At 33.9% G+C, this 19,992-nt stretch carries 19 protein-coding genes; 13 read left to right on the top strand and 6 right to left on the bottom strand.

What is annotated here, in order from left to right; genetic code table 11:
- The first annotated feature begins 7 nt into the window (after nucleotides 1-7).
- From FJOH_RS11600 to FJOH_RS11560, 9 genes are all read left to right on the top strand, one after another.
- A complete protein-coding gene (locus FJOH_RS11600) occupies nucleotides 8-1,375 on the top strand; it encodes a S41 family peptidase (protein WP_012024293.1) in 1,368 nt (455 codons plus the stop codon).
- 128 nt (nucleotides 1,376-1,503) lie between these two features.
- The gene (locus tag FJOH_RS11595; RefSeq protein WP_012024292.1) at nucleotides 1,504-2,589 is read left to right on the top strand and encodes an alkaline phosphatase family protein; all 1,086 of its coding nucleotides are present in this window, start codon (nucleotides 1,504-1,506) and stop codon (nucleotides 2,587-2,589) included.
- A 171-nt stretch (nucleotides 2,590-2,760) separates the two neighbouring features.
- Nucleotides 2,761-3,549, top strand: a complete 789-nt coding sequence (locus FJOH_RS11590) for a TrmH family RNA methyltransferase (protein ID WP_012024291.1) — start codon at nucleotides 2,761-2,763, stop codon at nucleotides 3,547-3,549.
- Between the two features lie 290 nt (nucleotides 3,550-3,839).
- Nucleotides 3,840-6,062, top strand: coding sequence for a RelA/SpoT family protein (locus tag FJOH_RS11585; RefSeq protein WP_012024290.1), 2,223 nt, complete (start codon nucleotides 3,840-3,842; stop codon nucleotides 6,060-6,062).
- Nucleotides 6,063-6,150: 88 nt separating this feature from the next.
- Complete coding sequence (locus FJOH_RS11580) at nucleotides 6,151-6,609, top strand: Fur family transcriptional regulator (RefSeq protein ID WP_012024289.1); 459 nt, start codon at nucleotides 6,151-6,153, stop codon at nucleotides 6,607-6,609.
- Between the two features lie 96 nt (nucleotides 6,610-6,705).
- Nucleotides 6,706-7,977 (top strand): adenylosuccinate synthase, encoded by a 1,272-nt coding sequence (locus tag FJOH_RS11575; protein WP_012024288.1) that lies wholly within the window; start codon nucleotides 6,706-6,708, stop codon nucleotides 7,975-7,977.
- Between the two features lie 54 nt (nucleotides 7,978-8,031).
- Complete coding sequence (locus tag FJOH_RS11570) at nucleotides 8,032-8,616, top strand: NUDIX domain-containing protein (protein WP_012024287.1); 585 nt, start codon at nucleotides 8,032-8,034, stop codon at nucleotides 8,614-8,616.
- Between the two features lie 208 nt (nucleotides 8,617-8,824).
- Nucleotides 8,825-9,721 (top strand): L,D-transpeptidase, encoded by an 897-nt coding sequence (locus FJOH_RS11565; RefSeq protein ID WP_012024286.1) that lies wholly within the window; start codon nucleotides 8,825-8,827, stop codon nucleotides 9,719-9,721.
- A gap of 83 nt (nucleotides 9,722-9,804) precedes the next feature.
- Complete coding sequence (locus FJOH_RS11560) at nucleotides 9,805-10,308, top strand: hypothetical protein (protein WP_012024285.1); 504 nt, start codon at nucleotides 9,805-9,807, stop codon at nucleotides 10,306-10,308.
- A 60-nt stretch (nucleotides 10,309-10,368) separates the two neighbouring features.
- On the opposite strand, the gene guaB is transcribed toward FJOH_RS11560, so the two are convergent.
- From guaB to FJOH_RS11535, 5 genes are all read right to left on the bottom strand, one after another.
- On the bottom strand, nucleotides 10,369-11,841 hold the full coding sequence (guaB, locus tag FJOH_RS11555) for an IMP dehydrogenase (protein WP_012024284.1): 1,473 nt from the start codon (nucleotides 11,839-11,841) through the stop codon (nucleotides 10,369-10,371).
- A 203-nt stretch (nucleotides 11,842-12,044) separates the two neighbouring features.
- A complete protein-coding gene (locus FJOH_RS11550; protein WP_012024283.1) occupies nucleotides 12,045-13,445 on the bottom strand; it encodes a DUF5723 family protein in 1,401 nt (466 codons plus the stop codon).
- A complete protein-coding gene (locus FJOH_RS11545; RefSeq protein ID WP_044047687.1) occupies nucleotides 13,442-13,987 on the bottom strand; it encodes a hypothetical protein in 546 nt (181 codons plus the stop codon). The genes FJOH_RS11550 and FJOH_RS11545 overlap by 4 nt, the downstream gene beginning before the upstream one ends.
- Nucleotides 13,988-14,109: 122 nt before the next feature.
- Nucleotides 14,110-14,427, bottom strand: coding sequence for a hypothetical protein (locus FJOH_RS11540; protein WP_012024281.1), 318 nt, complete (start codon nucleotides 14,425-14,427; stop codon nucleotides 14,110-14,112).
- A gap of 25 nt (nucleotides 14,428-14,452) precedes the next feature.
- Nucleotides 14,453-15,319 carry a hydroxymethylglutaryl-CoA lyase gene (locus tag FJOH_RS11535; protein ID WP_012024280.1) on the bottom strand — a complete coding sequence of 289 codons (867 nt, stop codon included), beginning with the start codon at nucleotides 15,317-15,319 and terminating at the stop codon, nucleotides 14,453-14,455.
- Between the two features lie 211 nt (nucleotides 15,320-15,530).
- Here FJOH_RS11535 and FJOH_RS11530 point away from each other — a divergent pair, with 211 nt between their 5' ends.
- Both FJOH_RS11530 and FJOH_RS11525 read left to right on the top strand, forming a co-directional pair.
- Nucleotides 15,531-16,145, top strand: coding sequence for an RNA polymerase sigma factor sigma-70 region 4 domain-containing protein (locus FJOH_RS11530; protein WP_012024279.1), 615 nt, complete (start codon nucleotides 15,531-15,533; stop codon nucleotides 16,143-16,145).
- Nucleotides 16,142-16,858, top strand: a complete 717-nt coding sequence (locus FJOH_RS11525; RefSeq protein WP_012024278.1) for a DUF3307 domain-containing protein — start codon at nucleotides 16,142-16,144, stop codon at nucleotides 16,856-16,858. Before FJOH_RS11530 ends, FJOH_RS11525 begins: the two co-directional genes overlap by 4 nt.
- Here FJOH_RS11525 and FJOH_RS11520 read toward each other — a convergent pair.
- Nucleotides 16,844-17,878 (bottom strand): quinone-dependent dihydroorotate dehydrogenase, encoded by a 1,035-nt coding sequence (locus FJOH_RS11520; RefSeq protein ID WP_012024277.1) that lies wholly within the window; start codon nucleotides 17,876-17,878, stop codon nucleotides 16,844-16,846. The two genes, FJOH_RS11525 and FJOH_RS11520, sit on opposite strands and share 15 nt — an antisense overlap.
- Nucleotides 17,879-18,090: 212 nt before the next feature.
- Here FJOH_RS11520 and FJOH_RS11515 point away from each other — a divergent pair, with 212 nt between their 5' ends.
- Nucleotides 18,091-18,687, top strand: a complete 597-nt coding sequence (locus FJOH_RS11515; protein WP_012024276.1) for a hypothetical protein — start codon at nucleotides 18,091-18,093, stop codon at nucleotides 18,685-18,687.
- A 24-nt stretch (nucleotides 18,688-18,711) separates the two neighbouring features.
- On the top strand, nucleotides 18,712-19,932 hold the full coding sequence (locus tag FJOH_RS11510; RefSeq protein WP_012024275.1) for an OprO/OprP family phosphate-selective porin: 1,221 nt from the start codon (nucleotides 18,712-18,714) through the stop codon (nucleotides 19,930-19,932).
- Nucleotides 19,933-19,992: the final 60 nt, after the last annotated feature.

The following is a 19,992-nucleotide window of genomic DNA, read 5'->3' as shown; positions in this document are numbered from 1 at the left end:
TATATAAATGAAACAGCTGTTTATTACTGCTTTCTTATTGTTTACAATACCTTTTTTTGGACAAATCCCAAATACCTTAACACCAAGCGATAAAGTCTATGGACTTTCAAAATTCTGGCAGGAAGTAAATTACAATTTTGTCTATCTTGATAAAGTTGACAGAACGATGTGGGACAATCGGTATAAAGAACTTATTACAATAGTTCAAAACACAAAAAACGATTACGAATATTACCGTGAACTTCAAAAATTCTGTGCTTTATTAAAAGACGGACATACAAATGTTTATTTTCCAAAAAGCATCGAACCCATGACTGTTATGTTTGGGGACTACAAACTTTTCATTAAAAATATTGAAGGCAAAGCCATAATAATCCGAACAAATTACAGCAAAAAAGATGAAATTCCGGTGGGAAGCGAAATCATTGAAGTAAATGGAAAATCAACCCAAAAATTTATTGATGAAAATACTGCTCCATACATCTCATCTTCTACCGATTATGTTTTACAAGATTTGAGTATTTCGAATCTATTAAAAGGGCTTGAAGGAGAAACTTTTATAGTTAAAATAAAAAAGCCTAATAAAAAAATTATTGAACTGGCATTAACGCATAAAAAAACAGAAGAAAAAGAAGTTTTCCCTGCCGAAACCGAAAAGAAACTTCTAGATTTTAAATGGGTAAACAAAGAGACAGCTTATATTTCGCTAAATTCATTTAGTGATGAAAAAATTGACAGCTTGTTCGTTACAAAACTTCCTGAATTATATAAAGCTAAATCATTAATCGTTGATTTACGCAGTAACGGAGGCGGCAGCACCAATGTTGGAAGTGATATATTACAATATCTGACAAACGATACTATTCTTTACGGATCGCGCCAAAAAACCAGAGATCATCTTCCGGCTTACAAAGCATGGGGAAAATACATTGATGCTAAGGATACTATAAACATTCCGTGGAAGAAAAAAGCCTATTTGTCTTATCATGATCAATTTTATTTTGATCTCGAATATAATCCAACTACAATTCAACTAAATGCTAAAAGAATTGTGGTTCCAACAGTAATTTTACTCAGCCATAATACAGCTTCGGCAGCAGAAGATTTCTTGATTTTTGCCGATAATCAAAAACATATGATTAAAATGGGCGAAAAATCATATGGAAGTACAGGACAGCCTTTTTTGTTTGATTTGCCTGGTGGCGGATATGCCAGAGTCTGTACCAAAAAAGATACTTATCCAGACGGAAGGGAATTTGTAGGCTATGGAATAAAACCTGATATAGAAATTGCACCTACTCTAAACGACTATTTAAACAATAGAGACAGCGTACTGGAAGAAGCAGTTAAATATTTAAAAAACCAGAAAAAGTAATTGTCAGCATCTTCTTTTTTTTCAATAACCGAAGAATTATAAAAAATGTTTATTTCTTAAAACTGAATAATTAAACATTCTGTTTTTTATAAATATCTTTAATCTTCTAATTTGTAAAACTACAAGGAATGAAAAAATCAATTCTAATTCTATTCATTTTAACCAGCTTTTTATCTTCTGCACAAAAAACAGAAAACATTATCATTATAACTACTGACGGATTTAGATGGCAGGAAGTTTTTAAAGGTTTAGACACAGCAATTGCCAACGATAAAAAATTCAATCAGGGAGACAGTACTTACATTTACAAAAAATATTCAGGTCAGGATTTTAAAGCATCACGCCAAAAAATTATGCCTTTTTTCTGGTCGGAAATTGCATCAAAAGGACAGATTTACGGCAATCGAGATTTAGGAAACAAAGTAGATGTTGCCAATCCGTATTGGTTCAGCTATCCCGGATACAGCGAAATCATGACCGGAAATGTTGATGTAAACGTAAATTCAAACGGTTACAAAGCCAATCCAAATGTAAATGTTTTAGAATTCTTAAATAAACAGCCAAAACTAAAAGGCAAAACTGCCGCTTTTGGCGCTTGGGATGCTTTTGACCGAATATTAAATGAGGAAAGAAGCGGGTTTCCTGTAATTTCTGCCTTTGACAATGTGGGTGGAAACAAACCAACACAAACTCAAAAACTATTAAACGAAATGCGTAATAATTCGTTTAAGCCTTTTCATGAAGATGAATGTCTGGATGTTTTTACACATTATCAGGCTATGGATGAATTGAAAACCAAGAAACCAAAAGTGTTATATATTGCTTATGGTGAAACCGACGAATGGGCACATCATGGCGATTACAGATCGTATCTGGATGCGGCGAACCAAGTCGATAAATGGATTCAGGAAATCTGGAATTTTGTGCAAAATGATCCGCAGTACAAAAACAAAACAACTTTATTTATAACCGTTGACCACGGACGAGGAGACAAAATAAAATCGCAATGGAGAGATCACGGAGCTGATATTGAAGGCGCATCACAAATTTGGTTTGCTGCAATGGGGCCGGAAATTGCCCCAAAAGGCGAAATCAAAACAGATTCTCAGCTCTATCAAAAACAATTCGCCCAAACCATTGCAAAAATCATGGGCAGTAATTTTACAACAAATCATCCTGTAGAAACTGAGGTAAAAGAAGTTTTTGAAAAATAGATTTTTTTTCACCACGAATTACACGAATCTCCACTAATTTATTTTAATTGCGTTCAATTACAATTCGTAAAAATTCGTGTAATTCGTGGCAAAAACTATAACTATTCAAAACATTGCAGGACGAAAAAAACTCTGTACCTTTGAGCCTTTGCAACTTTGAGCCTTAAAAAAATGAAACAAATCACTTCAGTTCAAAATCCGTTTATAAAATCGCTTGCTTTATTACAGGAAAAAGCAAAAGCAAGAAAACAAACCGGAACATTTTTAATTGAAGGACAACGCGAAATTTCATTAGCGATAAAAGGCGGTTATGAAATTGAAACGGTTTTGTTTTTACCCGATTTAGTTACCGAAAATCAAATCAATAAATTAGTTGGTTCGTCGGTTCAGTTAATCGAAATCAACAAAGAAGTCTATCAAAAACTGGCTTACCGCGATACGACCGAAGGTATTTTGGCTGTAGCCAAAACCAAATCATTAAAATTATCCGATTTAAAACTATCTGATAATCCATTAATTTTAGTAGCCGAATCACTCGAAAAACCAGGAAATGTGGGCGCCGTTTTACGTACTGCCGACGCTGCAAATCTTGATGCCGTTTTAATTGCAGATCCAAAAAGTGATTTATACAATCCAAATATTGTGCGTTCCAGCGTTGGCTGTTTGTTTACCAATCAAATTGCAACTGGAACAACCGAAGAAATTATTGCTTTTTTAAAAGAAAAAAACATCAGTTTTTATTCGGCAACCTTACAAAATTCAACTTCATACCATACCCAAAACTTCACTGCTCCGACTGCTTTAGTTGTGGGTACAGAAGCAACTGGTTTATCTCAGAAATGGCGTGACGAAGCAACGCAGAACATCATTATTCCAATGCAGGGAGAAATCGACAGCATGAACGTTTCTGTCGCAGCCGCTATTTTAATTTTTGAAGCTAAAAGACAAAGGGGATTTTAGATTTTAGATTTTAGATTTTAGATTTTAGATTTTAGATTTTAGATTTTAGATTTTAGATTTTAGATTTATAAAAAATCGCTCTGCTCTTTTTTATTGGAATTTTGTTCCGTCACGACGCTTTGGATCGGGATAAAAAATTGAAATTTATTTTTAATCTAAGTCGCTTTTCAGCTACAAAAATCACGAAATTACACCTTCAAAAATCTGAAATTATAAGTCCAAAATCAACACTCCATTCCCTTGTGTATGTTCTAACTAATTCTTATTTTTAGTACTTGAACTATGCCGTTATGACAGAAATTGATATAGAAAAAGAAAACAAAGCTATTGCACAGGAATACAAGGAATTACTAAGAATTAGTTACCAGACTTTAAGCACAACTGATAAAAAATTAATTCGAAAAGCTTTTGATGTTGCTGTTGATGCTCACAAAGAACAAAGACGCAAATCTGGTGAAGCGTATATCTTTCATCCTATTGCAGTTGCAAAAATTGTAGCCTCAGAAATTGGTCTGGGCGCGACTTCTATTGCCGCAGCGTTACTGCACGATGTTGTTGAAGATACTCCTATTACAGTCGAAGATATCGAGCGTATGTTTAATCCTAAAGTGGCGCAGCTGGTTGAAGGTTTAACCAAAATCTCATTAGTTCAAAAAGATTTAAATGCATCAATGCAGGCGGAAAACTTCCGTAAAATGATCCTGACACTGAATGATGACGTCCGTGTAATTTTAATAAAGCTAGCCGATCGTCTTCATAATATGCAGACAATGGATTCGATGGCAGAATACAAGCAGACAAAAATCGCATCGGAAACATTATACATTTATGCGCCCCTTGCCCACCGTCTGGGACTTTATAACATTAAAAGCAAACTTGAAGATTTAGGTTTAAAATATACAGAACCCGCTGTTTATAATGATATTGTAAGCAAAATTAGAGAAACTAAAGAGCAGCAGGATGCGTATATAAACGACATTTCTGAAGTAATCAAAAAATCTCTTGATGCAGAAAACATTGATTATATTATAAAAGGGCGTCCAAAATCAATCTACTCGATCCGTAGAAAAATGCGTGCGCAAAACGTAAGTTTTGATGAAGTTTATGACAAATTTGCCCTGAGAATTGTATACAAAGCAGATCCGCATGATGAAAAGTTCATCGCTTGGAAAATTTATTCGATAGTAACTGATCATTACAGACCAAGCCCAAGCCGTTTACGTGACTGGATTTCATCTCCAAAATCAACCGGATATGAAGCGCTTCACATTACAGTTATGGGACCAAAAGGACGCTGGGTTGAAGTTCAGGTTCGAAGCGAGCGTATGGATGAAATTGCCGAAAAAGGTTACGCAGCGCATTACAAATATAAAAATGGCGCAACCGAAGAAAGCGGTCTTGATACCTGGCTGAATTTACTTCGTGAAGCGCTGGAAAACCCTGAAACTAATGCTGTAGACTTTGTTGAAGATTTTAAAATGAATTTATATTCAAAAGAAATCTTCGTTTTTACGCCAAAAGGAGAAATCAAATCACTGCCAAAAGGCGCAACATCTCTGGATTTTGCTTTCAGCATTCACTCTGAAATTGGAATTAAAACAAGAGGAACTCGCGTAAACGGGCGTCTTGTTCCTTTAAATCATGAATTAAAAAGCGGTGATCAGGTTGAAGTAATTACTTCTCCAAATCAAAAACCAACCGTAAACTGGCTGGAATATGTAACGACTTCGAGAGCAAAAAATAAAATTAAAAACGTTCTTAACGAGAACACCAAAAAAATTGGCGAGGAAGGAAAAGAATTACTTACCAGAAAACTAAAGCATTTAAAAATTACGCTTAACGAACAAGTAACAAACGAGTTAGTTAACTTTTTTAAATTAAAAACAAGTTTAGATTTATTTTACCGAGTTGGAATTGGCGCAATCGAAAATCAGCAGTTAAAAGATTACGCAGCACAAAAAAGCAATACGTTTATCAATTTCTTCAAAAATAAAATCAAAAGAAATAAAGATACAACTGCTGCAGAGGATATTCACAAACCAGTTATCAGCAGTAATTACGACATGCTGGTTTTTGGAACAGAGCATGACAAACTCGATTATAAACTTTCGCAATGCTGTAATCCAATTCCGGGTGATGATGTGTTTGGTTTCGTAACGATCAACGAAGGAATTAAAGTACATAAAAAAGACTGTCCAAATGCTATTGGAATGCAGTCTAACTATGCTTACCGAATTATGAGTGCTAAATGGATCGATTCTTCTCAGGAAGAATTTAAAGCCATTATCAATATTACAGGAATGGATGTTTTAGGACTTACCAATCAATTAACCCGTGTAATTTCGAATAATATGAGCGTTAATATTCAGAGTATTTCTTTGAGTACTGATGCCGGAATTTTTCACGGACAGGTTGCTGTTATTGTTCAAAACAATACCATTTTGAAAAAAATGATCAATGCCATTAAGAAAATTGACGGCGTTGATAAGGTTACAAGAGAGTACAGAACCTAACTTTTTAGGGAAACTATAAGAATTTTGTAACGAAACTTTAAACCCGAAACTTTTATTCATTAAAAATAAAAAATTATCTTTGCCGGATATGACACTTATTTCAACTGACAACACTAAGAATCAAGAAATTGTAAAAAATGTTTTTACATTGTATCTTGAACAAAAAGGGCATCGCAAAACTCCTGAGCGTTATGCTATACTTCAGGAAATTTACGATAGCGAGGAGCATTTTGATATAGAAAACCTATACATCAAAATGAAAAACAAAAACTATCGTGTGAGCAGGGCTACGCTTTACAACACGATCGAGTTATTGTTAGACTGCGCTTTGGTTAGAAAACATCAATTTGGACAAAATCAGGCTTACTACGAAAAATCATATTTTGATAAACAGCACGATCACATCATTATGACTGATTCGGGTGAAGTAATTGAATTTTGCGATCCAAGAATTCAAACCATCAAAAAGACTATCGAAGAAATTTTTGATATTGAAATCACAAATCATTCGCTTTATTTCTACGGAAATAAAAAACAAAACTCATAGTCTTTAAACAAAGACTTTTTCAAAAAATTAAAAAAAGAAAATTAACTACATAATCAGTAGGACAACTTAGATTGTCCCAACGCAAATTAAAACAGAATGACCGTAGATTTATTACTAGGATTACAATGGGGAGATGAAGGTAAAGGAAAAATTGTTGACGTTCTTACCTCAAACTATGATATTATTGCACGTTTCCAAGGTGGACCAAATGCAGGACATACATTAGAATTTGACGGAATTAAGCACGTATTAAGAACTATTCCTTCTGGAATTTTTCACAAAGATTCAGTAAATATCATCGGAAATGGAGTTGTAATTGATCCAGTAGTTTTTCAAAAAGAAATCGAAGGTTTAGAGAAATTCAACCTTGACATCAAAAAGAAATTAATTATTTCAAGAAAAGCGCATTTAATTTTACCAACTCACCGTTTGCTTGATGCAGCTTCTGAAGCTTCAAAAGGAAAAGCAAAAATTGGTTCTACTCTTAAAGGAATTGGACCAACTTACATGGACAAAACAGGCAGAAACGGTTTACGTGTTGGAGATATCGAATTAGAAGATTTTAAAGAGCGTTACAGATCATTGGCTGACAAACACGAAGCTATGATTGCTTTTTATGATGTAAACATTCAATACAACTTAGCTGAACTTGAAAAAGAGTTTTTTGAAGCTATTGAAGAATTAAAAAAATTAGATTTTATTGACAGTGAAGAATACATGCACCAGGCTCAAAAAGCAGGAAAGTCTATTCTTTGCGAAGGAGCTCAGGGATCATTGTTAGATGTTGATTTTGGAACTTATCCTTTCGTAACTTCATCAAACACTACTGCTGCAGGAGCTTGTACTGGTTTAGGAATTGCTCCTAACAAAATCAAAGAAGTTTACGGAATTTTCAAAGCTTACGTTACTCGTGTAGGAAGCGGACCTTTTCCAACTGAACTTTTTGATGAAGTTGGTGCTACAATGGCAAGAGTTGGTAACGAATTTGGTTCTGTAACAGGAAGACAAAGACGCTGCGGATGGTTAGACCTTGTTGCTTTAAAATATGCAGTTCAGGTTAACGGAGTTACGCAGTTAATGATGATGAAAGGTGATGTACTTTCTGGTTTTGAAACTTTAAAAGTTTGTACAGAGTACAACTACAAAGGACAAAACATTTCTCACTTTCCATACAACATCGAACCAGAAAATGTCACTCCGGTTTACAAAGAATTTAAAGGATGGAAACAAGATTTAACAGGCTTAACAACTTACGATCAACTGCCTGTTGAGCTAAAAGAATATATTGAGTTTATTGAAAAAGAAATCGAAGTGCCAATCAAAATTGTATCGGTTGGACCAGACAGAAAACAAACAATAACAAAATAATACATTTTAAACGCTCTGAAAATCAGGGCGTTTTTTTTTGAAACAATTTTCCAAATGAGAAAAAATCCAGAAATTGAAATAACAGACACCCAATTATTATCAGACAATTGGTATGTATTAAATAAAGTTACTTTTAACTATAAAAAAGAAAATGAAAAAACAGAATCCCATATTCGCGAAGTCTATGACCGCGGAAACGGCGCTGGAATATTACTATACAATACGGCTAAAAAGACCGTTATATTAACTAGACAATTTCGACTGCCAACATATCTTAACGGAAACAAAACCGGAATGATGATTGAGGTTTGCGCAGGACTTTTAGACAAAGACAATGCTGAACAGGCTATTATTCGCGAAACCGAAGAAGAAACAGGTTATCGCTTAAAAAAAGTCCAAAAAGTTATTGAAACTTACATGTCTCCGGGATCTGTAACAGAGATTTTATATTTGTTTGTGGGAGAATATGATGAAAACATGAAAGTAAGTTCTGGAGGCGGACTTGACGCTGAACAGGAAAACATCGAAGTTCTGGAATATACTTTTGATGAAGCTTATGCCATGATCGAATCTGGCGAGATTACTGATGCTAAAACTATTTTATTATTGCAGCATGCTAAAATAAAAGGGCTTATTTAGATTTTTTAAGTATTTTTAGATTCTAAAATTGTGTAAATACCCAGAAAAGCTTTGTCAAAGTTTGAAACTTTGACAAAGCTTTTTTTATTATTCCGCATCAAATAAATGTTATAGCCGTAAAATGAAAATCCAGCAAACAATTCTAAGAATTGTGTAAGGCAAATTAACCGGTATAGTTATAATTTTATTTTCATAAAAATACGACCTTATGAAAAAGTTATATTATACAGCAAACGTACTACTTATTCTAATGTTAGGATTAATGGTTTCATGTAAAAAAAGCGACACTATAACCCTGACTGACAATACAGAAAAAGCAAAACCAAAGAAAACAATTGAACATAAGAAACCAGAATCTAGTGTTTCTTATCAATTTACAAATGCTAAAGAATGGCTGAAAACCAATGAAGCCGACAGTACAAAAATGGATATTGTTTACGCAGTAAACAGAACCGATAAAGCAAATCTTAAAAAACTGGATTCGATTGTAATTCCTTCCGATTTTAGCGGAGATCTGGTTTACTATCTTTCATTTCCATTACATGTTACTGCTTTAGAAGACGTATCTAAAATTATCATTTTCTCTTATCCTACGCAGACTTTTGCTGCTTACGAAAATGGTGAATTGGTTCGTACAGGTCCAACAAATATGGGAAGAAAAAAAGACCCAACTCCAACAGGATTATTTTTTACGAATTGGAAGGCAGAAAAAACAACAAGTACATTTAACGACGAATGGGAATTAAAATGGAATTTTAATATCGAAAATAAACTTGGTGTTGGTTTTCATCAATATGAACTGCCAGGTTATCCAGCTTCGCATTCCTGTTTAAGATTACTCGAAAAAGATGCCAAATATCTATACAAATTTGCTGATGAATGGGTTCTAAAAGATAAGGAAAATGTAAAGGTAAAAGGAACTCCGGTTGTTGTTTTTGGAAGTTATGATTTTGACGGCCCAAAACCGTGGCTGCAGCTGGCATCTGATCCAAAAGCTTTGAGTATTTCTGAAAATGAAATCGAAAATGAAGTAAAACCATTTATTCAAAAGATTTTGGAAAATCAAAAACTTAGAGAAACAGAACAACAGACCGCTGCGCTCTAAAATAAAGACATTTCTTTTGAAACAAATTTAGTTTTATTTACTATTTTAGTTTGCAAATATAAACTGTCAATCTTTAATATTAAATGTCGAAAAAAATATTCCTATTGTTTTTACTATCAGGTTATTTCGCTGCAGCGCAAACTAAAAATAATCCTAAATTAGAAACTTATACCAGCCGAAAAGAGATCTATGAAATAAAATACAATCCCCAGCATTGGACAAAAAGTCCTCAAACAGAAACCTGGGATGTTGAGTTTCGAGATAAATACAATTTAATAAGTGCTTATTTTATTGAATACGATCATTTTATACCTGATAAAAAACTAAAAAGCACCATTGAAGAGCAATACAAAGAATTTGGGGAAATCAAAAACCTAAAAATTTACAAGAAAAAAGTAAATAGTATTGAAGTAAATTACTTTGAGTGTGAGTTAGATTACAATGATTATTTATATAAATACCAAGGTTTTATCTACAGTGGAAAAGGCGGTTCTATACAATTGCAGTATGGCGCTCAAGCAGAAGCCATTGAAAGAAATCAAAAGCTTATTGATGAATTGAATAATGGAATTTCAATTATCAATTAAAACAAAAAAGGCATAAGAAACTAAATCTTATGCCTTTTTTGATATTTGAAAAACTAAAAATTATCTAGAATAATTTGGAGCTTCTTTTGTAATAGTTACGTTATGCGGGTGACTTTCAGTGATTCCGCTTGACGTGATTCTAACAAAACGTCCTGTTTCCTGTAAAGTAGGAATATCTTTTGAACCACAGTACCCCATACCTGCACGAAGACCTCCAATAAACTGAAGCATGCTTTCGTTTAATTCTCCTTTGTAAGGAACACGTCCAACGATTCCTTCCGGAACTAATTTTTTAACATCGTCTTCAACATCTTGAAAATAACGGTCTTTAGAACCTGTCTGCATTGCCTCAACAGATCCCATTCCACGGTATGATTTGAATTTTCTTCCTTCAAAAATAATAGTTTCTCCAGGAGATTCTTTTGTTCCTGCTAATAATGAACCTAACATTACACAGTCAGCACCAGCAGCAATTGCTTTAGGAATATCTCCTGTATAACGAATCCCACCATCTGCAATAACCGGAACTCCAGTTCCTTTAATTGCTGCAGCAACTTCTAAAACCGCTGAAAATTGAGGAAAACCAACACCAGCAACAATACGTGTAGTACAGATTGAACCAGGTCCAATTCCAACTTTTACACCATCAGCACCGCTTTCTACTAAATATTTAGCAGCTTCCGGAGTTGCAATGTTTCCAACAATTACATCTATTTGAGGGAATTTTGATTTTACTTCTTTTAATACATTAACTACACCTTCAGTATGTCCGTGAGCTGTATCAATAATGATAGCATCTACTCCGGCAGCAACTAAAGCTTCAGCTCTTTGAACTGCATCTCCTGTAACGCCAATAGCAGCGGCAACTCTTAAACGACCAAATGAATCTTTGTTAGCGATTGGTTTTTGAGTCAGTTTTGTAATATCTCTAAACGTAATTAAACCAACTAATTCGTTTTGAGCATTTACAACTGGTAATTTTTCGATTTTATGACCTTGTAAAACTACTTCAGCCTGTTCTAATGAAGTTCCTTCGGCAACAGTAACTAAGTTTGAGCTTGTCATTACTTCAGCGATTGGTCTTGCTCCATTTTTTTCGAAACGTAAGTCACGATTGGTAACAATTCCTTTAAGGATTTTGTTTTCGTCAACAATTGGAATACCGCCAATTCCGAATTCTTTCATAGCGTTTTTAGCATCTGCAATAGTTGAATTTGTTGGTAATGTTACCGGATCGATAATCATTCCTGCCTCAGCACGCTTCACTTTTCTAACTTTCGCAGCTTGCTGCTCGATCGTCATGTTTTTATGTAAAACTCCAATTCCGCCTTCTTGTGCCATAGCAATTGCCATTGCACTTTCGGTCACTGTATCCATAGCAGCAGATACAATTGGAACGTTTAATGTTATGTTTCTTGAGAATTTTGATTTGATACTCACTTCGCGGGGAAGCACATTCGAGTAGTTAGGTACTAATAATACATCGTCGTAAGTTAAACCTTCGCCGATAATCTTGGAGTTGTGTGCTATCATGGTGCAATTTCTAGTTGAATTGCGTGCAAATATAGTGAATAAATTGCTAACTTGAATACTAACTTATTCATAAATTTAACTTTACAGGAAAATACTTATGATTTAGATTTGAAAAACTAAATTTCAAATTCCAAAAGAAAAACGAAAAATGACGTCTTTTTTTGGAATTTGAGAACTAGGCTTCCAATGCAAAAATTGGAATTTTATTTTTTAGAATCCTGGATAATAAAGTTGAAACCAAATTGAAAGGCAATGCTATTTGCTTTTGAAACATCTGTATATTCGAAAATATTATCTGCTAAAGCATAAATATTAAATTTCCCAATAGTTCCTGAAACTCCTAAGCCAACGTTTGTTTTAGAATACGGATCGATTGTATAAGTGGCTTTTACATCTAGTTTTTCTAAAATACTTCTTTTGTAAAAAGCAGTCAAAGCCAGATAAGGATCATTTGTAGGCATTGTCATTACAAACAATTGTGCCCCCGCAGCATTTAAATACCTTCTTTGATCCGGAACTTTGCAATTACACTCGCCATCATATCTTGATTCACCAAAAGAATACTGAATAGAAGAATTAAACTTCACCGGACGCCATGTGGTGTATTTATCGTACAGTTTTTCCTCTGGTATAGCTTCTTTAAAATCGTCAAAAATATCTTTCGGTTCATTTACAGCGCTAAAAATTGGATTTACTCCATCGTACTGATACATTCCCTTGTATCGTCTGGTTTCTACATCTTTTGATTGTCTTATAAACCCAACATCTAATATACTGGCTGTAAACTGCAGATTGTCTTTAAAATAATAGGTCAGTCCGGCATCAAACCCTAAACCAAGACTTCCGTTAAAAAAAGTATTGTGTGCTATATCACTTGGAATACTTCCTTCGTATTCGTCTTTTCTAAATTTTGCAATTCCGGCCGTTTTAAGTTCTAAGTTAGAATCAATTATCTGCGTATACATGTTGGTTCCAGTACCTTCACCTGTATATATGTATCCTGAATTTTTGGTTGAAGTAGCATTGGCACCGCTTGAATAAATTTTAGCACGTCCTCCTAAAACAAGTTTCTCATTAAGTTTTTTATGAAATCCAACATGAAAAACGGAAAGCACCTCTGCACGAACATTTAAATCGCCCAAATTGAATGATTTTCCAATATAATCACGGTTTCCGTCTACTGCCAAAATAGCGAGATCTTTTGGAAAATACATTAAAAAATCAAATTCCTGATATACTCCAAATGAAATATAAGACTGACTCTCTCTTCCTCCTACTCTAAATCCGCCCGAAAAAATTTCTAACTGCTGGTTGACTTGTGTTTTATCATTTGATGCTGATTTATTGATAATGTTTCGGACTTTATCATTAAAATCTACACCATTATTGGCAAACAAATCATAAGCTGAAAAACTGCTTGAACCTGCATTTACAGAAACTCCGGACAAAAGCGGAACACCAAAATAATATTTATAAGAAACATCAGCACCCGGATTTACAAGTGACGACTGCGGAATTGACGTAAAATTGTACAGAATTTGTTTATTTTGAGCAAAACAAGAAAACTGCACTATTAGTACTAAAATTAAAAGTGCTTTTCTCATTCGATTCTCATATAAGCGGTTGCACCTGATTTTAATTTTAAATTGCCTGATATGTCACCAGTTCCGGGTTCAACTGTTATAACAAAACCTACTTTTACGGTTTGTTTCAACATCGCCAGCCTGTCGCCTTCAAAAACTTCGGTTGGATATTTTATAATATTTACAGTGCCGTTGTACTGCGGAACATTCAAGGTAATAGTTTCCTTTGGCTGATCGTTTGCATCAATAAACGTTATTTCAACCTTAAGCGCTCTGTTAAAAGTATTTTCTATTTCGAAATTGAGCTCAGCCTTGATTAGATTATCATTTAAAAACTTATTTTTAAAAACATCAAAACCTTCAACATCAGGAGGCAGGACATGCCCGGTTCCATCATCTTCAATCTGATCAGCTGCAATATTAAAATGCGCCACATTTGCTACAAATACGGGTTCTATTTTAAAATCATTTACCTGATCAAAATTTAAATCGCTGGAACAAGACAGAAAAAGAACTGCAGTACATAATATTACTGAGATTCTTTGTATGAGATTTCGTTTCATTTTAATTTTATTAGAATACATAAAAACGCATTTTATTGTCAGATATTACTTATTTTAATAAAATATTTTTAATAAAACTTTTAAGATATATTTTGAAACTTTAAAAAGTGCATTATTCTCATTTATTTTGAAATTATGCTGGAGTTTAATACCTCTTCTAAATTGCCAATTTTCAACAAATCTTTAATTGTTTTTTCAATACAATCTCTAGTTAATTCCTTTACAAATAAATCTGGCGGAATTAAATACAATCCCCTTAAATTTTCACCAGAGACGACATCATACTCAGTTGCAGTTTTAAGAAAATCATAGGTCCATATATTTATTCCATATTTTCTTCCATCATTCAATTCGACAAGTATGTTACAAAAATCATCATTTACATTCCAATTATCAGGATTAACTTCCTCAAATTCCAGCCATAATTTAAAACCTTTCATAACATTTAGTTGTCAGCATTATTTTTTAATGAAACTTTCCAAATAATTTAGATGCTTCATTATAAGCACTTTCAAAACTTAAAGAATTAAGTCCTGTTATTTTTTTATTTGCAGTAAAATAAGAAACCAATTTTTCAGTCGGCATATTTCCTGTTAGTTTGTCTGTCGCCATAGGACAGCCTCCAAACCCCTGAATTGCACCGTCAAAACGGGTACATCCGGCTTTTGATGCAGCATCGATTTTTTCAAACCAGCTGTCAGGCGTTGTATGCAGATGCGCACCAAACTCGATTTCGGGATATTTCGGAATCAAATTCGAAAATAAATACGTAATAACATCTGGAGTAGAACTTCCCACAGTATCTGAAAGCGATAAAATTTTCACGCCCATTCCTGCCAGTTTCTCAGTCCATTCTGCCACAATTTCAACATTCCACGGGTCACCATACGGATTCCCGAAACCCATTGAAAGATAGGTTACAACTTCTTTATTTTTTTTATCGGCGATTTCCAGAATTTCTTCAAGAGTAATTAAAGATTCGGCGATCGTTTTATGTGTATTACGCATCTGAAAATTTTCAGATATCGAAAAAGGAAACCCTAAATACTGAATGGCATCATATCCAGAAGCCAGAGCTGCACCTTGTGTATTGGCAATTATCGAAAGAAGCTTACTGCTTGTTTGAGATAAATCTAATTCTGCAAGAACCTCAGCCGTATCCTGCATTTGCGGAATTGCTTTTGGAGATACAAAACTCCCAAAATCGATCGTGTCAAAACCTACACGAAGCAGCGCTTGTATGTAAGTTACTTTATTTTTGGTTGGAATAAAAGTTTTGATACCCTGCATGGCATCTCTTGGACATTCTATAATCTTGATCTCTTTATTCAAAGCTTATTCTTTAGTACATGCTAAGTTAGTTCCTTTTTTAAAGATAAAAAAGATAATTTTTTCTTATCAAAGTTATTACACAATATTGTAATCTTTAATTTTATTACATAAAAAAGTAATAATTAATAATATTACCAAAAAATGTAATATTTAAAAACATTCCTTATATTTGTAATAGAAATTGTATACTATTTTACTTATATTTGAAGTTATGACTAGTGTAATTACAGGCGATATAATCGATTCGAGAAAAAACGAATCACAGCATTGGGTAGAAGATTTAAAAAAGATCTTGTCTCCAATTGGCAAAACACCAGTTCAATGGGAAGTTTACAGAGGGGACGAATTTCAAATTGAAATTGAAAATCCTGAAGATGCTTTCTTGACTGCTGTTTTAATTAAAGCACATTTGAGAGCCATAAAATCTGATGCGCGAATGAGTATTGGTTTTGGAAATAAAACGCATTGTGCTGCTAAAATTTCCGAAAGTAACGGAACCGCTTTTATCAATTCTGGAGAACTTTTTGAAACTTTAAAAAAACAAAAAGTAACTTTAGCGATGCGTACGGGTGATACTGTTTTTGATGAAAAATTGAATTTAATGATTCAGCTGGCTTTGACTTTTATGGACAGCTGGCTTGTACAATCGGCTGAGTTTGTTGCAAAAGCAATAGAAAACCCAACACTTTCGCAGGAAGAATTGGGGCAGATATTAGGCATTAATCAAGCTGCAGTAAGCAGAAGACAAAAACGAGCTCAGTTTGATTTGGTCATGAATTTAGATCGATATTTTAAAACACAAATAAAACAACTTACAGCCTCATGATTTTATTCGTAAAACTGTTTTTAGGACATTTATTAGGCGATTTTATCTGGCAGCCCAATTCCTGGGTAGCCGATAAAGAGATTAAAAAACATAAAAGTATTTACTTATATGTTCACATTTTTCTTCATGGAATCCTGGCCGCAATTTTGGCTGGAGAAATCAGTTTTATTCCTTATGCAGTTTTAATTGCTGTTACACACGGTATCATCGATTTAATCAAATTAAATTTTCAGAAAAAGAAAAATAAACGCACCTGGTTTGTTGCAGACCAAATTGCGCATATTTTAATTTTAATTGGTGTTGTGTTTTTATACGAAAACAAAACGGTTCCTAATTTCTGGACGAATAATGAATTCTGGATTTTTTTAACCGGGATTTTACTGCTTACTAAACCAGCATCCATTTTTATCAAAACGATAATTTCGATCTGGGCTCCAGAAAGTAAAATCGACAATCAGGACAATTCATTAATTGCGGCCGGAAATTATATTGGTATTCTGGAACGTTTATTTGTTTTCGGATTTATCCTAACTAATCATTTTGAAGCCATCGGATTCCTTTTAGCAGCCAAATCTATTTTTAGGTTTGGAGATTTAAAAGAAGCCAAAGACCGAAAACTAACCGAATATGTTTTAATTGGTACTTTAATCAGTTTTGGAGCCGCAATTCTCGCCGGATTAATCGTTCAGGCACTTCTTTTACAACTGCCCTAAAACTTTTTTGTTGATTGCTTTTATCAACGCTGGTCCTTCGTAAATAAATCCTGTGTACAATTGTACTAAACTTGCTCCTGCATTTAGTTTTTCAATCGCATCGTCGGCAGAATGAATTCCTCCTACCCCAATAATTGGGAATGCTTTGTTGCTTTTTTCTGAAAGAAAACGAATTACTTCTGTAGAGCGTTTTGTTAATGGTTTTCCAGATAAACCTCCCGTTTCAGATTGATTTGAAGATTGTAAACCTTCTCTCGAAATTGTAGTATTGGTTGCAATTACACCTGCAATCTGCGTTGTTTTTACAATATCAATGATATCTAACAATTGCTCATCTGTAAGGTCTGGGGCAATTTTTAGAAGAATTGGTTTTACTTTTTGAGTACTTGTTTTTTGTTTTTCAACATTTCTGTTCTGCAAAGTCTGCAATAAAGCAGTTAGAGGTTCTTTATCCTGTAATGCTCTCAAATTTGGAGTATTTGGCGAACTTACATTCACAACAAAATAATCAACATGATTGTATAAAGCGTCAAAACAAATGATGTAATCTTTAACAGCATCTTCGTTGTCGGTTACTTTGTTCTTTCCGATATTTCCTCCAATTAAAACTCCCGAATTTTTCTTCAAACGTTCTACTGCTTCGAGAACTCCGCCGTTATTAAACCCCATTCGGTTAATAATTGCCTGATCTTCTTTTAAGCGAAACAAACGTTTTTTAGGATTTCCTTCCTGACCAACCGGAGTTACGGTTCCAATTTCTATAAAACCGAAACCAAAATCTGAAAGCTCTTTATACAGTTTAGCATCTTTATCAAATCCTGCTGCAAGCCCAACCGGATTTTTAAATTTAATACCAAAAACTTCTCTTTCTAAACGGCTGTCTTTTACTTCATAAATTGATCTTATAATCGACGAAACTCCAGGGATTTTTGAAATGAATTTTACAAATGAAAAAGTAAAGTAATGCACTTCTTCAGGATCAAACCAAAAAAGTATCGGACGAATTATCAATTTATACATAAGAGTTGTGTTGTTGTTATTTTGGCTGCAAATTTAAATATTATAGTTTAAAAAGGTGCTTTTTTAGAAAAAACAAATAAATAAGAGGTTGCAAGTTATAAAATGAAACAACTTCAAGGCTTTCATTCTCCTTCTCTGGATTTTTTATTATTTAATTTTGAAGCAATTACAAAAAATATTGCTGCAATTTTTTATTTCAAAAATTAGAAATTATGCAAAATGAAAGGAAAGCAGATACCCGAATTCATCTTAAAAAAACAGCTTTTCTGGTAACAATATTTTGTTTAGCCGGTTATACCAAAATTTCAGCTCAGGAAAGTGTAGAAAAAAACTTTAGTCCGCATCATCAAATAGGCATTTCAATAAATCATGTTCATGTTTTTGAAGGCAGAGATGATGAAGGAAATCGTGAAGTATTAAGCCTGCCAGCATGGGGAATTGATTATACGTTTCAGTTTCATGAAAAATGGGCTGTTGGACTTCATACTGATTTCGTAATCGAAAAATTTAAAGTTGAGAAAGTTTATGCAAATGATGAAGATAAAGAAACTGTAGAACGCAGCTACCCTGTTGCCCCTGCTTTAATGGGAATTTATAAACCTAATGAACATTGGAGTTTTCTTTTAGGATTTGGAGGCGAATTTGCAAAAGAAGACAATTTTTTCCTGACGAGAGCGGGTATAGAATACGGTTATCAACTTCCTAAAAAATGGGAGATTTTTGGAACATTCAGCTATGATCTAAAATGGAATGCTTATGACAGCTGGGGAATTGGATTAGGAATTGCAAAAAACTTTGGAGGAAAATAAATTTTATACAACCCTATTGAACTTATGTACAACGCAGAAAAAACAAATCGTATTTCGAAAAATCTGGTTTTAGTTTTTATTTTATTAATTGGTTTTAGAGGATTGTCTCAGCAAGAAAAAGACACAACTAAACTCATGAATGTTCGATATGGCAGTAAAGGAATCGAATTGCAGACCAAAGACAATAAATTTCTTTTTCAATTGCAAAGCCGATTACAATTTCGTTTTTCTACTCCTTATGATACAGACCCTTTAACTTATGATGATTACAGTCAGGATGCCAAAACTACTTTTAAAATAAATCGAGCCAGACTAAAAGTTGGCGGTCATGCATTTGAACCCTGGCTAAAATATTATTGGGAATACGAATTAAGTCAGTCCAATTTGCTTGATTTTAGAATAATGATTGAAAAATGGGATTGGCTGAGCTTTAAAGTCGGACAATGGAAAACAGAATTTACGCGCGAACGTTTTATAAGCAGCGGCGAACAACAAATGGTAGAACGGTCTCTTATTAACCGTCCTTTTACAGTTGATAGAGAATTAGGAGTTGAAGTCTACGGTCATTTAAAAGGAACTGGTATTGCCGATTTTAATTATTGGTTTGCAGCCTTAACCGGAACTGGACGAGGCAGTACTTCTAACGACGATAATCATCTTATGTATTTTGGAAGAGCACAATGGAATTTCTTAGGTCGGTTTCTGGATTTTGAAGGCTGTGATTTAGAATTTCACGAAAAACCCACTCCTATTATTGCCTTTTCTGCCATAACTAACCGAAGTCCGTATACTCGTTTTTCGCAAGCTGGCGGTGGTTCTCTCGACGGATTTGAAAATGGTTTACCGGGTCAGTACAGAGTGAATCAATGGAATCTTGAAACCGCTTTTATGTATCGTGGTTTTTCCTGGCAGAGCGAATGGCATACCAAAGAAATTATCGATAAATACAATAATAATGATATGACTGTTATGAAAGGCTATTACGTTCAGGCAGGGTATTTTTTTCATAATGTTTTTGAATGGTGGCCCAAACATTTGGAAATGGCAGCGAGACACGCCGCATACAGACCTGATTATTCCATAAGGCAAAATAGACAAGACGAATCTACATTAGCCTTTAACTGGTTCTTTAAAGGTCACAAAAACAAACTCACCTCTGAGGTAAGTTATTTTAGTTTTCAGGACAAGACACTTCCTTTAGAACAAGGCTGGCGATTTAGAATACAATGGGATATTTCATTATAAAATTCTTACTTCTTTTTCAAATACAAATTCATTTTTTTAATAACTTTATACGACATAAAA

The sequence above is a fragment of the Flavobacterium johnsoniae UW101 genome (assembly GCF_000016645.1).
GTDB classification, from domain to species: Bacteria; Bacteroidota; Bacteroidia; order Flavobacteriales; family Flavobacteriaceae; genus Flavobacterium; species Flavobacterium johnsoniae.
The sequence above is the reverse complement of the archived record's forward strand: the minus strand, read 5'-3'. Positions and strand labels throughout refer to the sequence as shown.

Excerpts from the sequence above, each read along its gene's own strand:
- FJOH_RS11580 (WP_012024289.1), top strand. The coding sequence starts at position 6,151 with ATGACACTTATTTCAACTGACAACACTAAGAATCAAGAAATTGTAAAA.
- FJOH_RS11560 (WP_012024285.1), top strand. The coding sequence starts at position 9,805 with ATGTCGAAAAAAATATTCCTATTGTTTTTACTATCAGGTTATTTCGCT.
- FJOH_RS11575 (WP_012024288.1), top strand. The coding sequence starts at position 6,706 with ATGACCGTAGATTTATTACTAGGATTACAATGGGGAGATGAAGGTAAA.
- FJOH_RS11595 (WP_012024292.1), top strand. The coding sequence starts at position 1,504 with ATGAAAAAATCAATTCTAATTCTATTCATTTTAACCAGCTTTTTATCT.
- FJOH_RS11525 (WP_012024278.1), top strand. The coding sequence starts at position 16,142 with ATGATTTTATTCGTAAAACTGTTTTTAGGACATTTATTAGGCGATTTT.
- FJOH_RS11585 (WP_012024290.1), top strand. The coding sequence starts at position 3,840 with ATGACAGAAATTGATATAGAAAAAGAAAACAAAGCTATTGCACAGGAA.
- guaB (WP_012024284.1), bottom strand. The coding sequence starts at position 11,841 with ATGATAGCACACAACTCCAAGATTATCGGCGAAGGTTTAACTTACGAC.
- FJOH_RS11550 (WP_012024283.1), bottom strand. The coding sequence starts at position 13,445 with ATGAGAAAAGCACTTTTAATTTTAGTACTAATAGTGCAGTTTTCTTGT.
- FJOH_RS11565 (WP_012024286.1), top strand. The coding sequence starts at position 8,825 with ATGAAAAAGTTATATTATACAGCAAACGTACTACTTATTCTAATGTTA.
- FJOH_RS11530 (WP_012024279.1), top strand. The coding sequence starts at position 15,531 with ATGACTAGTGTAATTACAGGCGATATAATCGATTCGAGAAAAAACGAA.
- FJOH_RS11600 (WP_012024293.1), top strand. The coding sequence starts at position 8 with ATGAAACAGCTGTTTATTACTGCTTTCTTATTGTTTACAATACCTTTT.
- FJOH_RS11520 (WP_012024277.1), bottom strand. The coding sequence starts at position 17,878 with ATGTATAAATTGATAATTCGTCCGATACTTTTTTGGTTTGATCCTGAA.
- FJOH_RS11545 (WP_044047687.1), bottom strand. The coding sequence starts at position 13,987 with ATGAAACGAAATCTCATACAAAGAATCTCAGTAATATTATGTACTGCA.
- FJOH_RS11540 (WP_012024281.1), bottom strand. The coding sequence starts at position 14,427 with ATGAAAGGTTTTAAATTATGGCTGGAATTTGAGGAAGTTAATCCTGAT.
- FJOH_RS11515 (WP_012024276.1), top strand. The coding sequence starts at position 18,091 with ATGCAAAATGAAAGGAAAGCAGATACCCGAATTCATCTTAAAAAAACA.
- FJOH_RS11570 (WP_012024287.1), top strand. The coding sequence starts at position 8,032 with ATGAGAAAAAATCCAGAAATTGAAATAACAGACACCCAATTATTATCA.
- FJOH_RS11590 (WP_012024291.1), top strand. The coding sequence starts at position 2,761 with ATGAAACAAATCACTTCAGTTCAAAATCCGTTTATAAAATCGCTTGCT.
- FJOH_RS11510 (WP_012024275.1), top strand. The coding sequence starts at position 18,712 with ATGTACAACGCAGAAAAAACAAATCGTATTTCGAAAAATCTGGTTTTA.